21 protein-coding genes are annotated in these 19,625 nt (G+C 68.4%); 14 read left to right on the plus strand and 7 right to left on the minus strand.

Annotated features, from left to right (window positions below):
* Positions 1–1,852: glycoside hydrolase family 3 protein (locus tag ACFV9G_RS27485; protein ID WP_378732121.1), on the minus strand; the 1,852-nt coding region annotated here is incomplete at its 3' end.
* A 161-nt stretch (positions 1,853–2,013) separates the two neighbouring features.
* On the opposite strand from ACFV9G_RS27485, the gene ACFV9G_RS27490 reads away from it, so the two are divergent.
* Positions 2,014–3,066, plus strand: a complete 1,053-nt coding sequence (locus tag ACFV9G_RS27490; RefSeq protein ID WP_378732123.1) for a WD40/YVTN/BNR-like repeat-containing protein — start codon at positions 2,014–2,016, stop codon at positions 3,064–3,066.
* 3 nt (positions 3,067–3,069) lie between these two features.
* Here ACFV9G_RS27490 and ACFV9G_RS27495 read toward each other — a convergent pair whose 3' ends face one another.
* Genes ACFV9G_RS27495 through ACFV9G_RS27505 form a run of 3 tightly spaced genes read right to left on the minus strand, consistent with a single transcriptional unit; the run spans position 3,070 to position 5,625 of the window.
* A complete protein-coding gene (locus tag ACFV9G_RS27495) occupies positions 3,070–3,477 on the minus strand; it encodes a VOC family protein (RefSeq protein ID WP_378732125.1) in 408 nt (135 codons plus the stop codon).
* A 40-nt stretch (positions 3,478–3,517) separates the two neighbouring features.
* Complete coding sequence (locus ACFV9G_RS27500) at positions 3,518–5,110, minus strand: PH domain-containing protein (protein WP_378732127.1); 1,593 nt, start codon at positions 5,108–5,110, stop codon at positions 3,518–3,520.
* Entirely contained in the window at positions 5,107–5,625 is a 519-nt protein-coding gene (locus tag ACFV9G_RS27505) for a PH domain-containing protein (RefSeq protein WP_378732128.1), read from the minus strand. Before ACFV9G_RS27505 ends, ACFV9G_RS27500 begins: the two co-directional genes overlap by 4 nt.
* Before the next feature lie 131 nt (positions 5,626–5,756).
* Here ACFV9G_RS27505 and ACFV9G_RS27510 point away from each other — a divergent pair, with 131 nt between their 5' ends.
* The 5 genes from ACFV9G_RS27510 (at position 5,757) to ACFV9G_RS27530 (ending at position 9,984) form a co-directional block, all read left to right on the plus strand.
* Positions 5,757–6,116: a PadR family transcriptional regulator gene (locus ACFV9G_RS27510; RefSeq protein ID WP_378732130.1), complete on the plus strand. Its 360-nt coding sequence runs from the start codon at positions 5,757–5,759 to the stop codon at positions 6,114–6,116.
* A complete protein-coding gene (locus ACFV9G_RS27515; RefSeq protein WP_378732132.1) occupies positions 6,113–7,483 on the plus strand; it encodes a permease prefix domain 1-containing protein in 1,371 nt (456 codons plus the stop codon). The genes ACFV9G_RS27510 and ACFV9G_RS27515 overlap by 4 nt, the downstream gene beginning before the upstream one ends.
* A 94-nt stretch (positions 7,484–7,577) precedes the next feature.
* Positions 7,578–8,651 (plus strand): redox-regulated ATPase YchF, encoded by a 1,074-nt coding sequence (gene ychF / locus ACFV9G_RS27520; protein WP_378732134.1) that lies wholly within the window; start codon positions 7,578–7,580, stop codon positions 8,649–8,651.
* A 43-nt stretch (positions 8,652–8,694) separates the two neighbouring features.
* Complete coding sequence (locus ACFV9G_RS27525; RefSeq protein WP_378732137.1) at positions 8,695–9,363, plus strand: helix-turn-helix domain-containing protein; 669 nt, start codon at positions 8,695–8,697, stop codon at positions 9,361–9,363.
* A gap of 81 nt (positions 9,364–9,444) precedes the next feature.
* Complete coding sequence (locus tag ACFV9G_RS27530) at positions 9,445–9,984, plus strand: VOC family protein (protein ID WP_378732140.1); 540 nt, start codon at positions 9,445–9,447, stop codon at positions 9,982–9,984.
* 103 nt (positions 9,985–10,087) lie between these two features.
* Here ACFV9G_RS27530 and ACFV9G_RS27535 read toward each other — a convergent pair whose 3' ends face one another.
* On the minus strand, positions 10,088–10,753 hold the full coding sequence (locus ACFV9G_RS27535) for a nitroreductase (protein WP_378732143.1): 666 nt from the start codon (positions 10,751–10,753) through the stop codon (positions 10,088–10,090).
* 161 nt (positions 10,754–10,914) lie between these two features.
* Between ACFV9G_RS27535 and ACFV9G_RS27540 the strand changes: the two genes are divergently transcribed.
* Complete coding sequence (locus tag ACFV9G_RS27540; RefSeq protein WP_378732146.1) at positions 10,915–11,565, plus strand: DUF6518 family protein; 651 nt, start codon at positions 10,915–10,917, stop codon at positions 11,563–11,565.
* A gap of 79 nt (positions 11,566–11,644) precedes the next feature.
* Here ACFV9G_RS27540 and ACFV9G_RS27545 read toward each other — a convergent pair whose 3' ends face one another.
* Positions 11,645–12,112, minus strand: a complete 468-nt coding sequence (locus ACFV9G_RS27545) for an SRPBCC family protein (protein WP_378732148.1) — start codon at positions 12,110–12,112, stop codon at positions 11,645–11,647.
* An 86-nt stretch (positions 12,113–12,198) separates the two neighbouring features.
* On the opposite strand from ACFV9G_RS27545, the gene ACFV9G_RS27550 reads away from it, so the two are divergent.
* The 3 genes from ACFV9G_RS27550 to ACFV9G_RS27560 all read left to right on the plus strand — a co-directional run bounded on the left by ACFV9G_RS27550 (position 12,199) and on the right by ACFV9G_RS27560 (position 14,245).
* Positions 12,199–12,807: a TetR/AcrR family transcriptional regulator gene (locus tag ACFV9G_RS27550; protein WP_378732151.1), complete on the plus strand. Its 609-nt coding sequence runs from the start codon at positions 12,199–12,201 to the stop codon at positions 12,805–12,807.
* Between the two features lie 264 nt (positions 12,808–13,071).
* Entirely contained in the window at positions 13,072–13,539 is a 468-nt protein-coding gene (locus ACFV9G_RS27555) for a hypothetical protein (RefSeq protein ID WP_378732154.1), read from the plus strand.
* A 40-nt stretch (positions 13,540–13,579) separates the two neighbouring features.
* The gene (locus tag ACFV9G_RS27560; protein WP_378732157.1) at positions 13,580–14,245 is read left to right on the plus strand and encodes a hypothetical protein; all 666 of its coding nucleotides are present in this window, start codon (positions 13,580–13,582) and stop codon (positions 14,243–14,245) included.
* A 62-nt stretch (positions 14,246–14,307) separates the two neighbouring features.
* Here ACFV9G_RS27560 and ACFV9G_RS27565 read toward each other — a convergent pair whose 3' ends face one another.
* Positions 14,308–14,922, minus strand: coding sequence for a DNA alkylation repair protein (locus tag ACFV9G_RS27565; RefSeq protein WP_378732160.1), 615 nt, complete (start codon positions 14,920–14,922; stop codon positions 14,308–14,310).
* Positions 14,923–15,095: 173 nt separating this feature from the next.
* Between ACFV9G_RS27565 and ACFV9G_RS27570 the strand changes: the two genes are divergently transcribed.
* The 4 genes from ACFV9G_RS27570 to ACFV9G_RS27585 all read left to right on the plus strand — a co-directional run bounded on the left by ACFV9G_RS27570 (position 15,096) and on the right by ACFV9G_RS27585 (position 19,571).
* Positions 15,096–16,310, plus strand: coding sequence for an MFS transporter (locus ACFV9G_RS27570; RefSeq protein ID WP_378732163.1), 1,215 nt, complete (start codon positions 15,096–15,098; stop codon positions 16,308–16,310).
* Between the two features lie 28 nt (positions 16,311–16,338).
* Positions 16,339–16,812 (plus strand): SRPBCC domain-containing protein, encoded by a 474-nt coding sequence (locus ACFV9G_RS27575; RefSeq protein WP_378732166.1) that lies wholly within the window; start codon positions 16,339–16,341, stop codon positions 16,810–16,812.
* Positions 16,809–17,141, plus strand: a complete 333-nt coding sequence (locus tag ACFV9G_RS27580) for an ArsR/SmtB family transcription factor (protein WP_378732169.1) — start codon at positions 16,809–16,811, stop codon at positions 17,139–17,141. The genes ACFV9G_RS27575 and ACFV9G_RS27580 overlap by 4 nt, the downstream gene beginning before the upstream one ends.
* Before the next feature lie 105 nt (positions 17,142–17,246).
* Positions 17,247–19,571 (plus strand): arylsulfatase, encoded by a 2,325-nt coding sequence (locus ACFV9G_RS27585; RefSeq protein WP_378732172.1) that lies wholly within the window; start codon positions 17,247–17,249, stop codon positions 19,569–19,571.
* Positions 19,572–19,625: the final 54 nt, after the last annotated feature.

Consider the following 19,625-nt stretch of genomic DNA (forward strand, 5'->3'; position numbering starts at 1 on the left):
GTGTATAAGAGACAGGCCCGTGGCCCAATGGGTAGAGGTCGGGGATCTCGACCGGCAGCTTGCCGCTCGGGTTGACCTCGCCGTAGAGCACCCGCACCAGCGACTCGAGCTGGTGGGAGGTGTAGCCGTAGGTGTCGAGGACCGTCGCGGCCTCGGGGAAGGAGGTGACGTCGTAGGGGTTGCGCATCGCGGTCACGATCACCGGGACGTCGGTGGCGAGCAGCGCCTTGACCAGCTTGGTCTGGGCCACGGCCGCCGGGGTCGGCTGGCCGGTCGCCGGGTTGATCTGCCAGGCGTTGTTGGTCGGCACCACGACCAGGTCCTTGCCCTGCGCGGCGTCGACGGCGGCGCTGATGTTCGCGTCGGTCGGGGTGGTGCCCGATTGCAGCACCTGGGTCGTCGCGCCGCGCTTCTGGAGCCCGGTCGCGATGCCCGCCGTCGTGTCGACGCCCCAGCCCGCGACCAGGACGTTCTTCGCCCCCGTCGCCAGCGGCAGCAGGCCGTCGTCGTTCTTCACCAGCGTGGTGGTGCGATCGGAGATCGCCTGGGCGTCGGCCTTGTGCGCCGGGTTGCTGAAGACCGCCGGAGCGGCGGCCGGGTCGACGTACGGGCTCTCGAAGATCTTGTTGTCGAGCTTGTGCTTCAGGATCCGGTAGACCGACTCGTCGAGCCGCTTGCGCGAGATGGTGCCGTCCTTGACGGCGTCGAGGACCGCGGCGTACGCCGTGTCCATCTGCGGCGGGATGAGCAGCTGGTCGGCGCCGGCGAGGAACGCCTCGACCGGGGCGACGTCGGGCGGGTAGGTGGCGCTCGCGCCCTGCATGTCGAGGGCGTCGGTCACGATCAGGCCGTCGAAGCCCATCTCCTCGCGGAGCAGACCGGTGAGGATCGGTTCCGACATGGTGGCCGGCTCGCCGCTCGGGTCGATCGCGGGCACGGTCACGTGGGCCGTCATGATCGCGTCGATCCCGGCGTCGATCGCGGCCTCGAACGGCGGCAGGTCGATCGCCTCGAGCTCCTCGCGACTGTGGGTCACCTCGGGCAGGCCGTAGTGGCTGTCGGTGCCGGTGTCGCCGTGGCCGGGGAAGTGCTTGGCGATCGAGGAGAGGCCGCCGTCGTCGAACCCACCGACCTCGGCGGCGACGATGTCGGAGACCGCGGCGGAGTCGGCCCCGGCGCTGCGGATCCCGATGACCGGGTTGTTGGGGTTGAGGTTGACGTCGGCGACGGGCGCGTAGTCCTGGGTGACCCCGACGGCGGCCAGCTCGGTGCCGATCACCTCGGCCGACCGGGCTGCGTCCGCGGTCGAGCCGTCGGCGCCCAGCGCCATCTGTCCGGGCATCTGGGTGGCGCCGCTGGCCGGACCGAAGCGGGCCACCAGCGCGCCGCCCTCCTGGTCGACCGCGATGTTGAGCGGGATCTTGGGTCGCTGCTGCAGCGCGGCGTGCTGGAGACCGTTGGAGAGCGTCGCCACCTGGGCCGCGTCGCCGATGTTGTCGGGGCCTCGGGTGGTGAAGTAGATGACGCCGCCGGGCTGGTACTTGGCGATCGCCTGCGCCGGGGTGTCCACCCCGTAGAGCTTCTGGTTGCCGGCCTTCGCCGTGTCGCTGACGTTGTTGGCGTCGCGTCCGTAGACCTCGATCACGAAGAGCTGGCCGACCTTCTGCTGCAGCGACATGTGGCGCATCAGCGAGACGATCTTGCCGTGCTGCGTCGGCTTCTTGGCGGCGGCCGTCGCGGGCGGATCCGGCTCTGCGGCGTGCGTTGCCGCGTACGGCATCGCAACCGCCACCGCGGCCGCGAGTCCCGCAGCCGCCAACCTTCCGCGTCTGGTCAGTGTCGTTCTGCTCATGACAACCTCCGCAATCTGCGCCGCTGCCATGCGGCACGGCGATTCACTTTAGGGGCTACCAACCGGTCACGGAAGAAAATTCCCGAGTCCGCGCAATCTCGGCGGACGATTTTCGTCGGATCGGTGGACAGAACGCCGTGGCAGGGCCAGGGTGAACCTTCGTGCGCATCGTTGTCGGAGCCGCAGCGGCGGCCACTCTCGCCCTCACCACCCTCACCTTCGCGCCGGCGGCGCAGGCTGCGCCGCCAGGGGGTGCTCCCGACTGGACGTCCGTGAACGTCGATACGACGCAGGGGTTCCGGGCCCTGGACGCCGTCGACGCCAAGACCGCGTGGGTCGGCGGGGACGGCGGGGGAGTGTTCCGTACGACTGACGGCGGCCGGACCTGGGACGAGGTCTCGCCACCGGGATCCGAGGGGCTGCTCTTCCGCGACGTGGAGGCACGCTCGGCGAGCGAGGCGGTGGTGCTCTCCATCGGCGAGGGCGAGGCGAGCCGGATCTACAAGACCGTCGACGGTGGAGCATCCTGGACCGAGACGTTCCGGTCCGCGGAGCCGACCGCGTTCTACAACTGCGTCGACTTCTGGCCCGGCGGCAGGCGCGGGATCGCGATGAGCGACCCGGTCGACGGCGAGTGGCGCATCATCACCACCTCCGACGGCGGCGACACCTGGACGATCGCGGACACGCGCGGCCTGGAGGCGCCGGGCGAGTTCGGCTACTCGGCCAGCGGAACCTGCCTGGTCACCGCCGGGGCGCGCGACGCCTGGATCGGTGGTGGTGGCGCCGCCGCCAAGATCTACGCCACCCATGACGGCGGCCGTTCCTGGTCCGCTGCCGACTCCACGATCGCGACCGGCGAGGCCGCCGGCGTCTTCGGGCTCCGCTTCCGCAACCCTCGCCAGGGGATCGCGGTCGGTGGCGACTTCGGCCTCGAGGACGACGGCGTCGACCGTGCGGCGTACTCCACCGACGGTGGCCGCACCTGGACCAACTCCAGCTCTGACCTGGGCGGATACCGCGAGGCGGTGGCCTGGGTCGGTGGCCGGACCGCAATCGCGGTCGGCCCCAACGGCAGCGACATCAGCCACGACAACGGCCGCTCCTGGAAGCCGTTCGGAGCCACCCAGACCCGATTCCACACCGTCGACTGCGTCACGGGCAGCTGCTGGGCCGCCGGTGCGGGTGGGCGGGTCGGGGTGCTCGCCCGTTGACGGTCAGATGGTGAGCCCGATCGTCATCGGTCCGCTCGAGGTCATCTCGTGCTCGCCGCGCTCGATGCAGAACTCGTTGCCCTCGGGGTCGCGGAGCGCGACGAAGCCGGTCCCGTCCTCCTTGCGGTGGTCACCGAAGACGGTGGCGCCGAGCGAGAGCGCCCGCTCGACCAGCTCGTCGCGGGTGGTGTCCTCAGGCTTGATGTCGATGTGGACCCGGTTCTTCGCCGACTTCGCCTCCGGCACCGGGACGAAGAGGAACATCAGCTCCTTCGACGGAAAGCTGCGGGCGACGATCACCTCGGGGTCCTCGTCGTAGAAGAGGTGCCAGCCGGTGACGGCCGACCAGAACTCCCCGAGCTTGCGGGGGTCGGCGCAGTCGAAGGTGAGGTGTCGGATCTGGATGGTCATGGCCGGATCATCCACCGAATCCCGTCCGAAGTGGAACGGGTTATTCGATGAACTCCGAGACCGTACGCGGCGTGGCCGCCGCCGCGAGGGCGACGGCCGTCTGGAGCGGCACGTCCGGGATGTCGACGTGCTCCTGGCCGGCCGCGGTCATCGCGGTGACCTGGGCCAGGCCGACGCGGCGGTCGAAGTAGGTCTGCCTCACCCGCCAGCCGATGATGCCGTCGGTCTGCAGGGCGGTACGCACGGCGGTGTAGGAGCCGGATCGGACGACCAGGTAGCGGTCGGTGAGCGCGTGGCCGAGGTGGCGGTGGCGCAGCTCGGCACCGAGCAGCCCGAGAACGAGTGCCAGCACCAGCACGGCGAGGGGGATCCACCAGATCCAGGTGTCGCCGAAGACGCCGATCAGCACGGTCGGGACGAGCGCGACGAGCGTCCACACGACGGTGGCGACGATGGCTCGGAACCAGTAGCGCCGGCGTGGTCGCGGTCCATGGCCGGTGAGCGCTGCAGAGAACGCGTCCTCGCCGAGGATGTCGGTGCCGACCTCGGAGACGACCTGCTCCGGGGCCGTCGGCAGGACCGCCGGAGAGTTGTCGTCGAGCCCGGTCGTCAGCAGGTTGAGGTCGGCGCCGCCGGCGAGGCCGATCAGTGGGCCGACGGTCGAGGTGGCGCCGCGTACCTTCGCCTCTTCCACCGTCGTCGCGCGGGTGCTGGTCAGGCCGAAGCTGCGGCGCAGGGTGGTGCCTTCCCGGCCCTGCTCGCGCACCACCTGGAGGTCCCACCAACGCACCGCGTAGCCGACGCACGACCCGATCGCCCACACCGCGGCCGCCCCGACGATCGCGATCGGCACGGCGATGAACAGCCCGCGCACGACCTCCTCGACCGGGACGCCGTTGATCTCGCCGTTGGTGACCCGGACGCCGAAGGACTCCCACGGGATGAGGTCGGAGAAGGCACCGAAGACCGCGCCCAGGCCGCCGACCGCGATCGCGAGGTTCTTGAGGTTGAGCGGGGCGTACCTGATCCAGGACCAGTCGAGCCTGGCGACGACCTCGCCTTCGGAGGTGGCCTCGACGGGCTCGGTCCGGGGTGAGGGTCCGGAGGCTTCGGGCACCTCGGCCGCCGAGGGCGCGGGGGCCGAGTGCAGGAGCTCGCGCCGCAGCCGCGCGGCGGCGTCCTTGGTCAGCGAGTCGAGGGTGATCTGGCCCTCGTCGACCCCGGTGCCGACGTTGACCTTGGTGACCCCGAGTGCGCGGTGGATGAGGGTCGAGCTCAGGTCGACGCTGCGCACCCGGTCGAGCCGGGCGGTCAGGGTGGTGCGATTGAACAGACCCTTGCGTACCTCCAGGTGCGTCGGCGTCACCCGGTAGCTCGTGGTCAGCCACGGGACCATGCCGGCCAGGGCCGCGACCACGGCGATGCCGGCGGCGATCATCAGGCCGATGAAGGGGTTGGCCTGTCCGGCACCGAAGGCAGCGATCGCCGCCGGGATGATCGCCTGGCGCAGCGTCGAGAGCGGGCTGACGACGGCCGTAAAGCCGGCCAGCCGCTGCCACTCCGCGTCCGGGACGACATGCGCGTCGGAGACCTCGGGAACATCAGGAACGTCAGGCACCTCGGGTGTGCTCACGTCGCGTCCTCAGGCGTCGCGGCGGTGATCGCGACCAGCTTCGCGACGACCTCGAGAGCGAGCGCGTCGTCGAGGCAGGCGATCTGGACGGTGCCCGCCGAGGAGGCGGTGGAGACCTTGACCGTACGCAGCCCGAACCGCCGCATCAGCGGCCCCTGCGTCGAGTCGACCGTCTGGACCCGGGAGAGCGGCACGATCTCGTCGACGACGGTGAGCCACCCGTGACGTACGTGGACGGCGATGTCGGTCACCTCCCACCGATGGATCCGGAACCGGATCGAGGGCACGAAGGTCAGCCCCGGCACCGGCGCCAGGACGAAGAACACTGCCACGAGCCAGAGGATCCAGGTCCAGAAGCCCCCCGGGACCATGATCGCCGCGACCGCGGCACCGACGGCCAGCGCCAGCCAGATCACCGCGCCGATCGCCTCGGCCGCACGCCAGTAGGCCGGCGCCTGCTCGGAGACCTGATGGGCGGGTTCGCGCAGTCGGTGTGGTGCCTCGGGGTCGCTCACGGTTGGCGAGCCTATTGGGTGGGTGGTCTTTACCGTCGGATATGTGGAGATTCGGTGCAGACGGCGCCAGCACACCCCTAGAACAGCTAGGGTTCATGCCTAGAAGAACTAGGTATGTGAGGGAGGTGCGCATGCGCATCGACAAGGATCTGGTCGCCGCCTCGGCGACCCCGCTCGTGCTCGGGATCCTGTCCGAGGGCGAGTCGTACGGCTATGCCATCGGCAAACGGGTCGCAGAGCTCTCCGGAGGCAGGATGGAGTGGACCGACGGGATGCTCTACCCGTTGCTGCACCGCCTGGAGCGACTCGGCCACGTCGAGGCGAGCTGGGGCCGGTCGGAGACCGGCCGCCGGCGCAAGCACTACGCGATCACCGACACCGGCCGGCAGGCGTTCGCCGAGCGGCAGCGGCAGTGGCAGGTGGTCGCCGACACCCTGGACAACGTGTGGCGCAGCTTCGGCACGCCCCCGGTCGCGGAGGGGCTCGCATGAGTGTGGACCTGGAGGCGCAGATCGACCAGTGGCGCGGCTTCGTGGCTCGCCGGCCGGCGATGACCACCGACGACATCGTGGAGATGGAGGACCACCTCCGCAACCAGATCGCCGACCTGGCTGCCGGTGGCCTGGCCGAGGACGAGGCGTTCCTGGTCGCGGTCAAGCGGATGGGCAACCTCGACGACGTCTCGCGCGAGTTCGCCCGCGAGCACTCCGAGCGGCTGTGGCGCCAGCTGGTGCTGATCCCGGAGCCGGGGGCCGGTGTCGTCGGGTCGCGCTGGCGCGACCTCGGCCTGGTCATCGGGGTGGCGCTGCTGGCCGGCATCGCGCTCAAGATCCTGGTCGAGTCCCTCGACGAGTTCGCGCTCATCCGCAACGTGGCGTTCGTGCTGGTCCCGGCCGTGGCGGGCTGGCTGGCGTACAAGCGGAGGGTCCCCTGGCGGGTCGCCGCGGTGCTCTCCGCGGTGGCAGCCGGGCTCCTGCTCGTGGTCAACCTCTATCCGTTCGAGATGATCCCGTGGGTCGGCGGTGGCGGCGAGGACCCGGGCATGACCGCCGTGCTCGTGGTGATCCACACGCCGGTGGTGCTGTGGCTGCTCACCGCGGTGGCGTACGCCGGCGGCGACTGGCGCTCCCACGGCCGCCGGATGGACTTCGTCAGGTTCACCGGTGAGCTGGCGATGTATCTGGCCCTCATCACAGCCGGCGCCGGCGTGCTGGTCGGGCTCAGCGTCGGGGTGTGGAACCTGGCCGGCTTCGACCTCGAGCCCTACCTGGAGGACTGGATCCTGCCCTTCGGCATCCCCGGCGCGATCATGGTCGCCGCCTGGCTGGTCGAGGTGAAGATGAACGTGGTGGAGAACATCGCGCCGGTGCTCACCAAGGTCTTCACCCCGCTGGCGCTGGTGATGCTGGTGGCGATGTTCGCGGTGATGGTCCTCGGTGACTCGTTCGACGCGGTCGACCGCAACCTGCTCATCCTGATGGACGCGGTCCTGATCCTGGTCGTGGCCCTGCTCCTCTACTCCATCTCCGCCCACAACCCGATGGAGCCGGCCGGCGTCTTCGACTGGCTCCAGCTCGGTCTGGTCGTGGCCGCGCTCGCGGTCGACGCGATCGCGCTGACCGCGATGCTGACCCGGATCGCGGAGTTCGGCTGGACCGCCAACAAGACCGCGGCTCTCGGCCTCAACCTGATCCTGCTGGCACATCTGGCCTGGACCGGGTGGCTCACCCTGGGATTCGTACGTCGCACCGGCACGTTCCACGACGTGGAGCGCTGGCAGACCCGCTACCTGCCGGTCTACGGCCTGTGGGCGGCGGTCGTGGTCGTGGCCTTCCCGCTCATCTTCTCCTTCGCCTGACCTGCCCCGGCTCACATCCCGAGTCTGCCTGGCGCGCCTCAGCCCTGTCCGGCGTTTCGGTCGTGGTCGGCGTACGACTCTAGGATTGTCGATCGTGGCACTCACCATCGGCATCGTGGGACTTCCCAACGCGGGCAAGTCGACCCTCTTCAACGCTCTGACCAAGAACGACGTCCTCGCGGCGAACTACCCGTTCGCCACCATCGAGCCCAACGTCGGTGTCGTCGGGGTTCCCGACGAGAGGCTGGCCGAGCTGGCGAAGATCTACGAGTCTCAGAAGCTGCTGCCGGCCACCGTGCAGTTCGTCGACATCGCCGGCATCGTGCGCGGCGCCTCGCAGGGTGAGGGCCTGGGCAACAAGTTCCTCTCCCACATCCGTGAGTCCGACGCGATCTGCCAGGTCACCCGGGTCTTCCGCGACGACGACGTCACCCATGTCGACGGCAAGGTCGAGCCCGCCAACGACATCTCCACCATCCAGACCGAGCTGATCCTCGCCGACCTGGAGACGGTCGAGAAGGCGATCCCGCGGCTGGAGAAGGAGTCGCGCAAGCAGCCGGACCTCAAGGCCAACCTCGCCGCCGTGGTCGAGGCCAAGGAGGCCCTCGAGGCCGGCACCCCGATCATCGCCACGAAGATCGACCGCGCCCTCATCCGCGAGCTGATGCTGCTCACCGCGAAGCCCTACATCTTCGTCTTCAACTGCGACTCCGACGAGCTCGCCGACGAGGCGCTCAAGGACTCGATGCGCGAGCTCGTCGCCCCCGCCGAGGCGATCTTCCTGGACGCGAAGTTCGAGTCCGAGCTGGTCGAGCTCGACGAGGACGAGGCCCGCGAGTTCCTGGCCGACGCCGGCGTCGAGGAGCCCGGCCTGGACATCCTGGCCCGCGTCGGCTTCGACACCCTCGGCCTGCAGACCTACCTCACCGCCGGCCCCAAGGAGGTCCGTGCGTGGGAGATCCCCCAGGGCGCCACCGCCCCCGAGGCCGCCGGTGTCATCCACACCGACTTCCAGAAGGGCTTCATCAAGGCCGAGATCGTCTCCTACGACGACCTCATCGCCGCCGGCTCCGTCGCCAAGGCCCGCGAACTCGGCAAAGCGCGCATGGAGGGCAAGGACTACGTCATGGCCGACGGCGACGTGGTGGAGTTCCGCTTCTCGAACTGAACATCTGGCGGGAGCGAATGTGCTCAGAGGGGACGTACGGCGGATGGAGCGCATGTACGAAGAGCATCATCCCGACTCGCCAGTACTGGAGTGCGTGTGGCAAGCCCGGGCGACGCAGGACGAGCGCTACCTCGTCTCGGCGGTGGAGTACTGGGATCTATGGTTCACCCGTGCGCCAGACGGAGAGCTACGCGCTGGACTTGCTGGTCCGACCCTTGGCCACCGCTGGGTCCGATCCAAGATCGGGGAGCACAGCTGGGGCATTCAGCTGAAGGCTCATGTCGTCCTGCCTGGAGTGAGCAAACAGCTCCTGCTCGGCGGGGAGCAGCAGCTCGTTGTCGAAGCCGGGCACGTCACACTTGGGCGGCATGCCGTGCCGTTCCCGGAGTTCGCGCACCTCGAGGCGTTCACCGATCGACTTCTGGAACTCGACGTCCTTCGCTGCGACGACGGTGTTCGACGGGTGCTCTCGGGCGATGATGCGGGTTACTCGGAGCGGCACCGGCAGCGCCGGGTCCGCGCCGCGACAGGGCTTACGCGGAAGCAGATCCAGCAACTGTCCCGGGCGCGTGAGGCATTTGCTCTGCTGATGCAGGGCGTGTCGCCGATCGAGTGCGCCGCACGCTGCGGTTTCGCGGACCAGGCTCACCTGATTCGTTCTCTGAGAGTCTTCCACGGCCAAACGCCGGCCCAGGTGCTGTCCGGTCGATGATGGCGGAATTGTTCAATACAGTGATCTTCGCTCAGTGGTGGACTGAGGACATCGCATCCACCACCAGCACAGGAGCACACGATGTCTGCACCCGCCGCCCCCGAGGGCTATGCCACGGTCAACCCGTTCATCATCACGGCAGACGCCGTTGAGCTGACCCGGTTCGTGATCGAGGTCTTCGATGGCGAGGAGCGCACAGAGGCCCGCACCATCGATGAGGACGGGCTCCTGCTGCAGGCCGAGGTGCGCGTCGGCACGACCACCATCATGCTCGCCGAGCGCAAACCGAGCTGGCCCTTCACGCCGAGCATGCTCCAGGTCTACGTCGATGACCTCGACGCGGTGCTCGAGCGCGCCCTCGCGCGTGGGGCGCGTCTGGTCACGAAGCCGACCGACTTCTTCGGCACCCAGTTCGCCCGCGTACAGGACGCGAGCGCGAACCTGTGGTGGATCTGGCAGCACGGTGATGCGGTCTGGGAAGCCCAGGACGGTGAGGACGAGCGGGCGGTCGAGGGCACCGATGAGGGATGGGGTGAGGAGTCGCCCGAGCTCGCCTATATCCACGACACGTTGCTGGAAGCGATGACTGCCTTGCGCGACCCGAAGAGCTCGCAGCGCTGACCCGGGCCGATCGGCCATAGGTTGCTCCGTGCCGCAACGCGGTGGAGTTCCGCTTCAACGTGTAGCCGCATGCCGATCTGTGGTCTGGCGCCATGGCCGATGATCAGATTCCGACCATGGTCACGGTCTCCTGCATCGGTGCGCGGTCGGTGCGCAGGCGTGGGACGGAATCGTCTTCGAACCCGACGGAGAGTCCGCAGAGGAGAATGCGATCGGCCGCGGTACTCACCGTTTCTCGAACGCTCCTGTGGAATATCGTCCACATCACCTGAGGGCAGCTGTGGAGACCTTCCGCCCTCAGCAGCAGCATGACGGTCTGTAGGTACATGCCGACGTCGGCCCACTGCCCGGGGCCCATGGAAGGCTCGATGTAGCAGAACATGACGACGGGCGCACCGAATGCGTGGGTGTTCAGGCCGGCGATCTTCCGGGGCCGATCGGGATCGTCGCGCTCGATCCCCAGAGCCTGGTAACGCTGAGCGGCAGCAGCGGTGAACCGGTCGCTGTACGGAGCGGTGAGTGGGTCCGGATACATCGGATACTGGCGATCGTCGCCGGGATCGCCGGCCGCCGCCCTGGCAGAAGCTCGTTGCTTGAGGCCGGCCAGCGGTTCGCCGGCGACCACATACAGGTGCCAGGGCTGCAGGTTTCCGCTGGAAGGGGCTCGGGTCGCCGCATCGAGGACCCGTTCGATGGACTCCCGCGGCACGGGCTTGTCGCTGAACGCTCGGACGGCGCGGCGGGTATCGACTGCTTCGAATACGTCCACGACCGACGATCTTCACGCATGCGGGACTGATCGGTGAATGAATTTCCTTTCACCGCCCGGGACCGCTCCTTTGCGAAAGAGAGTTCCGCTTCAACGTCTGACCGTTGCCGCCCGACATCCGCATCCCTCAGGGTTGCGCGCGCCATGGTTACCATCGCGACGTGGATCGCGACATTCAGTACGCCGGCGAGGATGCCTCTTCGATGCAGGCGGGTGCTGCTGGGCTGCGTGCCGCGCTTGTCGCCTCACTCTTCGTGGCCGTCGGGAGCTTCGCTCTCGGAGGGGTGACCTCCTTTGCGCAGGGATTTCTGCCTGACGAGCTCAGCTCCTTCGCGAACTCCGCGAGCGGCTGGACGTTGATCACCGCGATCCTGATCGTGATCACGAAGGTGCGATGGCGGCTGGCCGCGGTCCTGGGTGCGGTCAGCTTCGTGCTTCTCACCGTGGGGTACGCGGTCATCGCCACCGCGCGGGGCCTCTACCACGACCCGCTGATGTTCTCTCTCATCGGCGTCGTCGTGGGGCCGTTCGTCGGTGTCGCTGCGTGCTGGCTGCGCGCTGAGGGGCTCCGTAGGGCACTCGGTACCGCGCTGCTCGCGGGCATCGGCGTCGGCGAGGGCGTCTACGGGCTGACGGTGGTGTCGGAGACGACGAGTCCGGTCTACTGGATCGTGATCATCGGCCTGGGTGCGGCGCTCGTCGTCTGGAGCGTGGTGCGCGGACTGCGTGGAGCTGTCCCGCTGATCGTGGCGGTCGGTGGCACGGTGGTTGTCGCTGCCGCGTTCAACCTTGCGTACTCGAGCCTCGGATAGCGCCGATGGCCGGAGGGCAGAGCCTTCCTTGCGGGGCCCCGTCTGACCTGGTGGCCGAGGTCGTACGCTCGGTTCGACGTCAGCCGCCTGCTGCCTCACGGATCCGTTCGAGGGTCTCGCGCATCCCGGCGCGCATGGCCGCAGTGAACTCGTCCTGCCCTCCCATGAACCCGTCGGTCAGGTCACGGGACAGTTGAGAGATTCCTTCGGGTGCATCGCGCCGCTGGATGAGTCGAGTGTTGCTCCCGGTCACGGCTTGGAGCCTGAACGACCAGGTCACCCAGTTCTCGACGATCCGAAAGGCCAGCTCCTCATTAGGGACCCATCGGGTGATCTCGGCATGGGTCGTCCATTCGAGGTCGCCGTGGCGGTTGCGGTTGGTGAACTCCGCGCCCGGGCCGACGCGCTCATGGCCGGAGCGAAGGCGGGTCGAGGTCACCTGCGGGCTCCACTCGTGCATCCGACATACGTCGCTGACCATTTCCCAGACTCGTGCTGGTGGGGCCGCGATGTCGATGCTCTCTTCCAAAGTCGGTACGGCGTACATGGGGCCTCCCTCATTTGACGTCCGATCGGTCGCAAAGATATCCAGTTCGAAACTCCACGTCCAGTCGGTCGCATAGAATCCTCGTCGTGACCTCACTTCCACGCGACGGGCGTCGCGCCCGAGGCGACGTGACCCGCCGACGTACGGCACGCAAGGCCGCCGAGATCGCGACCACCCACGGGCTGGACGCGATCACCGTGGGCGGCCTGGCCGAGGCGACCGGGCTGAGCAAGAGCGGGATCCTCACCGTGTTCGGCAACCGGGAACAGATCCAGGTCGCCGCGGTCGCCGAAGCTCGGCGCATCTACCGCGAGACCGTGATCGCACCCGCCTGGGACGCGGAGCCGGGGCGGCCGCGGCTGCGCGCGCTGGTGGACTCATGGATCGACTATCTCCTGCAGGAGGTGTTTCCTGGCGGCTGCTTCGTCGCGGCCACCTCGGTCGAGTACGGCCACCGTGTGGGTCCGGTAGCGGAGTCGGTGCGTGCGCTGAAGCGAGAGTGGCTGGACCTGCTCGAGGCGGAGTTGGTGGCTGCGGGGTCCGCACATCCGACCGACGACGCGTTTCGGATCGACGCGTTCCTGGTGGCCGGCAATACCCGGCGAGAGCTGTTCGGGGACGACGACGAGCTGTGGCGGGCCAAGGCGCTCGTCCTGGATGTCATCGGATCGAGTTCCGAGGCGGCGGCACCTTGATGGCGGATGTCGTGGAGTTCGAGGCGCCCGCCGGTTCGATCGGGCGGTTGGTGAATCTTGTCGTGCTGACGAGGTACATGACGACGCTGCTGGAGCGACGGAACGCTTGGCTGAGGGATGCCCTCTCCGGTCCTGATGTCTGACGGCTCTGGTTCACCCCGACGGTTTGCCGTATTCGTCGTCGACGGCCGGCGCGCCGGGGCTAGTCTCGGCCGAGGTCTCGGCTGACGGAGTGGAACGGCGATGGTTGGTCAGGTTGAGGTGATGTGGACAGTCGCGCTCGTCGCGCTGTGGTGGGTGCCGACGATCGTCGCGCTGGTCCTGATCGGCCGCAGTATCGCTGTCCGGGGACGCATGAGTGGGCTGGACGTCCTCGACATCGTGATGGTGCTGGTCTTCAGCTGGGCCGGTGCCCTGGTCTATTTCCTCATCGCGTTCCTGCGTCGCCGCGAGGAGGCCGGGCCCGTGGTCGCGGTGTCGCCGCCGATCGTGGAGAGCGAGGCGATCTTGAACCGGGTCGATGAGGCGTACGCCCGGGCCTGGGCCGAAGCGCGCACGGCAGCCGACGATGACCTGATCGACGCGCTCCACCACGTAGGGCTCGGGCCGAGGTGGACGGAGCCGGGCAGGCCACGGGCGGACCTGCTGCTCGCCATCTGGCGCGCGGGCGCGACGCCACGGTCCGCCTCGAGACAGCTTCGCGAAGCGCTCGGCACGCGACCCGGGCGCTGAGGTGCTTGACCCGGGCGAGGGTGAGGAGAACTCTGGAGAGATGACTAGCCGTGCGGTCGATGACTCGTGTTCGCTGCTGACGCTCGGCCGGGTGGACTCGGTGCGGGTCCAGGTGGGTTACCGGGCTAGCCCGGACAAGCGGGTGGATCGGCACTACCTGCTCGACCTGTCGGTCCCGGAGCCGGACGGCGGAGGAGAGGGGGATGTCCTCGACGAGCGGCGGATCCTCGCGGCGTTGGAGCCCGTCCTGTACGCAGGGGCCGACGCGCGGCGGCACTACTCGCTGCACCAGCACCGATGGCACACCAGCTGGGGTGCCAGTCCGGGGGCCCTCGAGATCGGGCTGCTGGTGAGCATCGGGCCACGGACCACGGCCGTCTCAGAGGCGTCGTACGACGGTGTGACCCGCGCCTTCCTCGACGTGATGGCGGTGGTCGGCCAACAGGAGCGGACGCCGGCCTCGCGCGAGTCGGCGGTCCAGCGTGCCCGAGACGCGGCCGCGACGGCGTACACCGTGGACCCGGACGCCCTGTCGCTCCGCGCGGAGGAGCACCACCCCGCCGACAGCTCCTGGACGTTCACCCTGCGCTCCACCGCGGGCGACGAGTACGACGTGGTGATCGGCTTCATCGAGGGATACGCCGGTTCGGTGTCGGTGCGGAACGCACACCGGATCGAGGCGTCCGACTCCATCGGCCCCGAGTGAACTGGTGCCGTCCGGGGATCGTCTTCCCGAAGGCTGCGTCGATGACGCAGCGAGCAGATCGGCTAAGCGCTGCTCTGGCTCCGTAACCGTTGCAGTGCGTGCTTTCGATAGATCTCGACTGCGGACCGGACGCGTGGGTGGTCGTCGCCGTCGAGGGACGAGGCGATCTCGAGCCCGCGTTCGACATCTGCGGGAGATCCCTTCTTGATGAACCAGAGTGGTGCCGTGATCGCTGATCTGCGTCGGAGTGGATCGGCCGCGCCCGCGAGTTCGTCGAGCACGACGTCGTCGATGACCTCGATGAGGATCGGCCAGCCGAGAACCCTCGGGGCCGCACGATCCACCATGTCCCACGTGGTGATGGCGTCGTGCCGATCAAGATAGATGCGTGCAAGAGCCGCACGCTCGTCGGCCGTGAGGTTACGTCGAGCACGGAAGTCGAGTACGCAGAACGCTGACATGCGCGTCTCGTACGCCGGATGCTCGAACAGCGCATCGAGCTCCGTTTTCGGCAGATCGACAGCAGACTTCGCGATGTCGAACAGGGTGCCCATGCGCACTCCGATCACGGGTTCCTCTTCGGCAACGCGGTTGCGGATCTTGGCTTCCTCGCTCGGGTCGGCAGCGTTGCGCAGGGCCTCGACGACCTGAGCTGCGGTCGAGAGGGGAGTGGTCATGGTCATGATCATAGGAACCCTCGGGGACGGCGTATGGCGAACATCGAGTGCGCCCACGGAAGACGTAATGCAACCTTAGGGTTGCTATTGCGGGCGGCGTCTGCAAGAGTTAAGTGCAACCATTGAGTTGCACAGCCACAGGGGGACCGATGTCTTCTCGACAGAGTCGTTCGATGACGCGCCGTTCGCGAGCCGTGATCACCCTGGGCGCACTGTTCACGGGCACGCTGGTGATGGGGTCTGCCGAGATGCTCGTGATGGGCATGCTCGACCTCATGGCCGAAGACCTGGCCGTCCCGGTCCCGGCGGTCGGCGTGCTGGTCTCGGCCAATGCACTCGGGATCGCGATCGGCGGTCCGCTTCTGACGTTCCTGACCGCCCGCCTCGATCGGCGGCCGGTGCTGTTGGCCGCGTTCGCGACGTTCACCGGGCTCAACCTGCTTCCGGCGCTCGGCGCCGGCTTGGACGCCTTCGTTGCCGCCCGGGTCGCGATCGGCGCCGTGGAGGGGCTGTTCATCGCGGCCGCCATCACGACGGCGACGTCGGTCGTGCCGCCGGAACGGGCCGGCCGGGCGATGGCCATCGTGATCTCCGGGTTCGCCGTCTCCGGCGCGGTGGGGATGCCGTTGGGCCGGCTTCTCGGCGAATCCGTCGGCTGGCGGGCGTCGTTCCTCGCCGTCGTCCTGGCATCCGCCGTCACGCTCCTGATCGCGTTGCTGGTGGTGCCGCGGGTTCCTGCCGAGGGCGACGTCGGGATGCTCGCCCAGCTGCGGCTCGCCTTCGGTCCGCGCGTGCTCGCGGTGCTCGCGGTCGGCGTGCTGCTGTTTGCGGGCGTCTCTGCGGCCCTGACCTATCTCGTCCCGTTCCTGGGTGGCGTGGCCGGGGTCTCGGGGCCTTGGATCGGAGTCTGCCTGATGGGCTACGGCATCGCCGCGGCAGTCGGGTCGTTCGCCGGTGGAGGGTTCGCCGACATCGGTGCCGCACGCGCCCTGACCGTCGGTGCGCTCGGCGCTTCGGCTTCACTCATCGCGATGGTCCTCTGCGGAACGAGCACCGCCGTCGCGGTTCTCGCGGTGCTGTGCCTCGGCATGTTCAGCGCCGGCATCACCACCCCGTGGCAGCATCGCGTCGAACACCTCGCCGGTCCCGGTGCGATCCTCGCGGCCTCGCTGCCCGCGTCCGCCGGAAACCTCGGTGACGCCATCGGTGCCTTCGCCGGTGGGCAGGCGATCACCGCCGGCGGAATCGTCGCAGCGCTCCTCACCGCTGCGATCCTCGCCGCCATCGCCGTCGCCGCCGCGATCGCCAGCCGCTCCCTGCGCCCCGCGCCCTCACCCTCGACCCAACCAGAACGAGCACCGGAACCCGAACCCGCCGCCGTCCGGTGACCGCCGATACCGAGAGAAAGGAACCATCATGGAGAACACGCAGAATCCCCGTGCAGAAGTCGAGGCCGACACCTTCAGCGTGCGCCGTACGATCCACATCAGCGCGCCCCGGGAGAAGGTCTGGCGAACCGTCACCGAGCCCGAGCTGATCTCGCAGTGGTTCGGTCAGATCGTTCTCACCGGTGCGGGCGTCGGCGCCGTCGGCACGATCGGCTGGCCGGGTGAGCGCCGGGTGCCGATCCGGGTCGACACCTTCGACCCTCCCTCGGAAGTCTCCTACCGCTGGTGCAACGAGAAGGGCCCGCTGCCCGAGACGGTCGACGAACAGCGTTCCACGGTCTTCCGCTTCACCCTGGAGCCGACCCCCGGCGGCACTCGGCTCACCGTCGTGGAGACGGGCTTCGAGCACACCAGCGACCCGACAGGGCTCATGGCGGACCATCGTGGCGGCTGGGATGAAGAGCTCGACAAGCTCGTCGCCCTCCTCGAGCAGGGCTCATGAGCGACGGCACTCTCGTGGACCGGGCCGTGGTCGACATGTGCAGCGCACTCGGCGACGAGAGCCGATGGAGCATCCTTGCCGCCCTCGGCGAGGGCGACGCCTCGGCGTCCGCCCTCGCCCGGCGCCTGCCGATCACTCGCCAAGCCATCGCCAAGCACCTTGCCGTCCTGCACGAGGTCGGCCTCGTGGAGACGGTCCAGGCCGGGCGCGAGGTCCAGTATCGGGTCGTCGGCTCCGGACTCAGCACCGTGGCTCGTCGCCTCGATGCCATCGGCGTCGAGTGGGACCGTCGCCTTGCTGCCATCAAGCAGATCGCCGAGAACCTCTGAGCCCTACCGCGACTCGGTGCGTGACTCACTCGAACCGGGTGAAGCAGTGACGGCCACGTGCGCCAACGGTGGAAGGGCCCGGATCTGCTGAGTAGAGGACGAGTCATGGCTGAGAAGGAATTCAACGGCGTCATCAACCTGGACGTCCGGGACTCGGTCCCGGACTGGTCCCCGTACGAGCTTCCGTCGGCGAAGGAGGGCGCGCCGAACGTGCTCGTCGTGCTCTACGACGACACCGGCCTGGCCACCTGGTCGCCGTACGGCGGACGGGTGAACATGCCGACGCTGCAGCGTCTGGCCGACAACGGACTGACCTACACCCAGTGGCACACCACCGCGCTGTGCTCGCCGACCCGGTCCTGCCTGCTGACCGGCCGCAACCACACCACGAACCGGGTCGCCTCGATCATGGAAGGAACCAACGGGTTCCCGGGTCAGGCGGGCCGGATTCCGGAGGAGTGCGCCACCATCGGGCACATCCTGCAGGACAACGGCTACAGCACGTTCTGGCTGGGCAAGAACCACAACGTCCCGGAGGAGGACAACTCCGCCGGTGGCAGCCGCCAGCAGTGGCCGCTGCAGCAGGGCTTCGACCGGTTCTACGGCTTCCTCGGTGGCGAGACCAACAACTGGTACCCCGACCTGGCCGAGGACAACCACTACATCGACCAGCCCTACACGCCTGAGGAGGGCTATCACCTCTCCAAGGACCTCGCCGACCGAGCGATCAAGATGCTGCGCGATCAGAACGCGTCCAACCCGTCGAAGCCCTGGTACATGTGGTTCTGCCCCGGGGCCAACCACGCGCCGCACCACGCACCCGAGGAGTACATCGCGAAGTACGCCGGCCAGTTCGACGACGGCTACGACGCCTACCGCGAGTGGGTGCTCGCCCGGATGATCGAGAAGGGCATCCTGCCCGAGGGCACCGACCTGACCCCGTGGAACCCCGTGGCCGAGGACCAGGCCAACCCGGCCGACCACGTGACGCCGTGGGACGATCTCAGCATCGATGAGAAGCGGCTCTTCGCCCGGATGGCCGAGGTCTTCGCCGGCTTCAGCGAGTACACCGACGCCCAGGTCGGCCGGGTCATCGACTACCTGGAGGAGACCGGCCAGCTGGAGAACACGATCGTCTTCTACTGCGCCGACAACGGCGCCTCGGGCGAGGGATCGGACGCCGGCTCGGTGAACGAGAACAAGTTCTTCAACGGCTATCCCGACGAGCTCGCCGAGAACCTCGCGATGCTGGATCAGCTCGGTTCGCCGGAGACGTACAACCACTACCCGACCGGTTGGGCGGCCGCCTTCAGCACGCCGTTCCAGATGTTCAAGCGGTACAGCCAGTACTCCGGCGGCACGTGTGACCCGTTGGTCATCCACTGGCCGGCCGGTATCCGGGCCAAGGGCGAGATCCGGCACCAGTACCACCACGTCACCGACATCGTGCCGACCATCCTGGAGCTCGCCGGCCTCGAGATGCCGGAGGTCTACCGCGGGGTGGAGCAGGAGCCGTTGCCGGGTGTTTCGATGGCGTACAGCTTCGACGGCGCCGACGCGCCGACCATGAAGAAGCGCCAGTACTACACGATGCTCGGCACCCGGGGCATCTGGCAGGACGGCTGGAAGGCTGCCGCCACCCACGCACCGCTGTCCGGGAAGGGTCACTTCGACCAGGACAGGTGGGAGCTCTACCACGTCGACGAGGACCGCTCGGAGTCGAAGGATCTGGCAGATCAGTACCCGGAGAAGGTGCAGGAGCTGGTCGCGGCCTGGTTCGAGGAGGCCGAGAAGTACCACGGACTTCCGCTCGACGACCGTTCCGCGCTGGAGATGATCACGGTCGAGCGGCCCCAGGCCGAGCCGCCGCGCAACCGCTACCTCTACTACCCCGGCAGCGGGGCCGTGCCGGAGGGCGTTGCGGTCAACGTACGCGGTCGTTCCTACAAGATCATCGCCGACGTTGACCTCAGCGAAGGTGCCGAAGGCGTGATCTTCGCGCACGGGTCACGCTTCGGTGGCCACGCGCTGTTCATCAAGGACAACAAGCTGCACTACGTCTACAACTTCCTCGGCATCCCGCCGGAGCAGACCTTCGTCTCCGAGCCGCTGACCCCGGGACCGCACGCGCTGGGGATGGAGTTCGTCCGCGAAGGCGCCGGTCCCAACAAGGAGTCGGTCGGCACCACCAACCTGTACGTCGACGACCAGATCGTGGCCACGGGGGAGATGCGTGCCCAGATCGGCAAGTTCACCCTGTGCGGCGACGGCCTCTGCGTCGGCTTCGACAGTGCCGATGCGGTCAGCCGCAGCTACAAGGCGCCGTTCGCGTTCACCGGGGGAAAGATCCTCGGCGTCGCCGTCGACGTCAGTGGCGAGAGCTACCTCGACCTCGAGACCGAAGCTCTGGCGGCGTTGGCCCGCGACTGAGCAGGACGCGGATGTCATGACCGTCGGCGCGGCCGCGGGATGCCTGGAGTCCTG

This window comes from Nocardioides sp. NPDC059952 (assembly GCF_042730435.1).
Lineage (GTDB): Bacteria > Actinomycetota > Actinomycetes > Propionibacteriales > Nocardioidaceae > Nocardioides.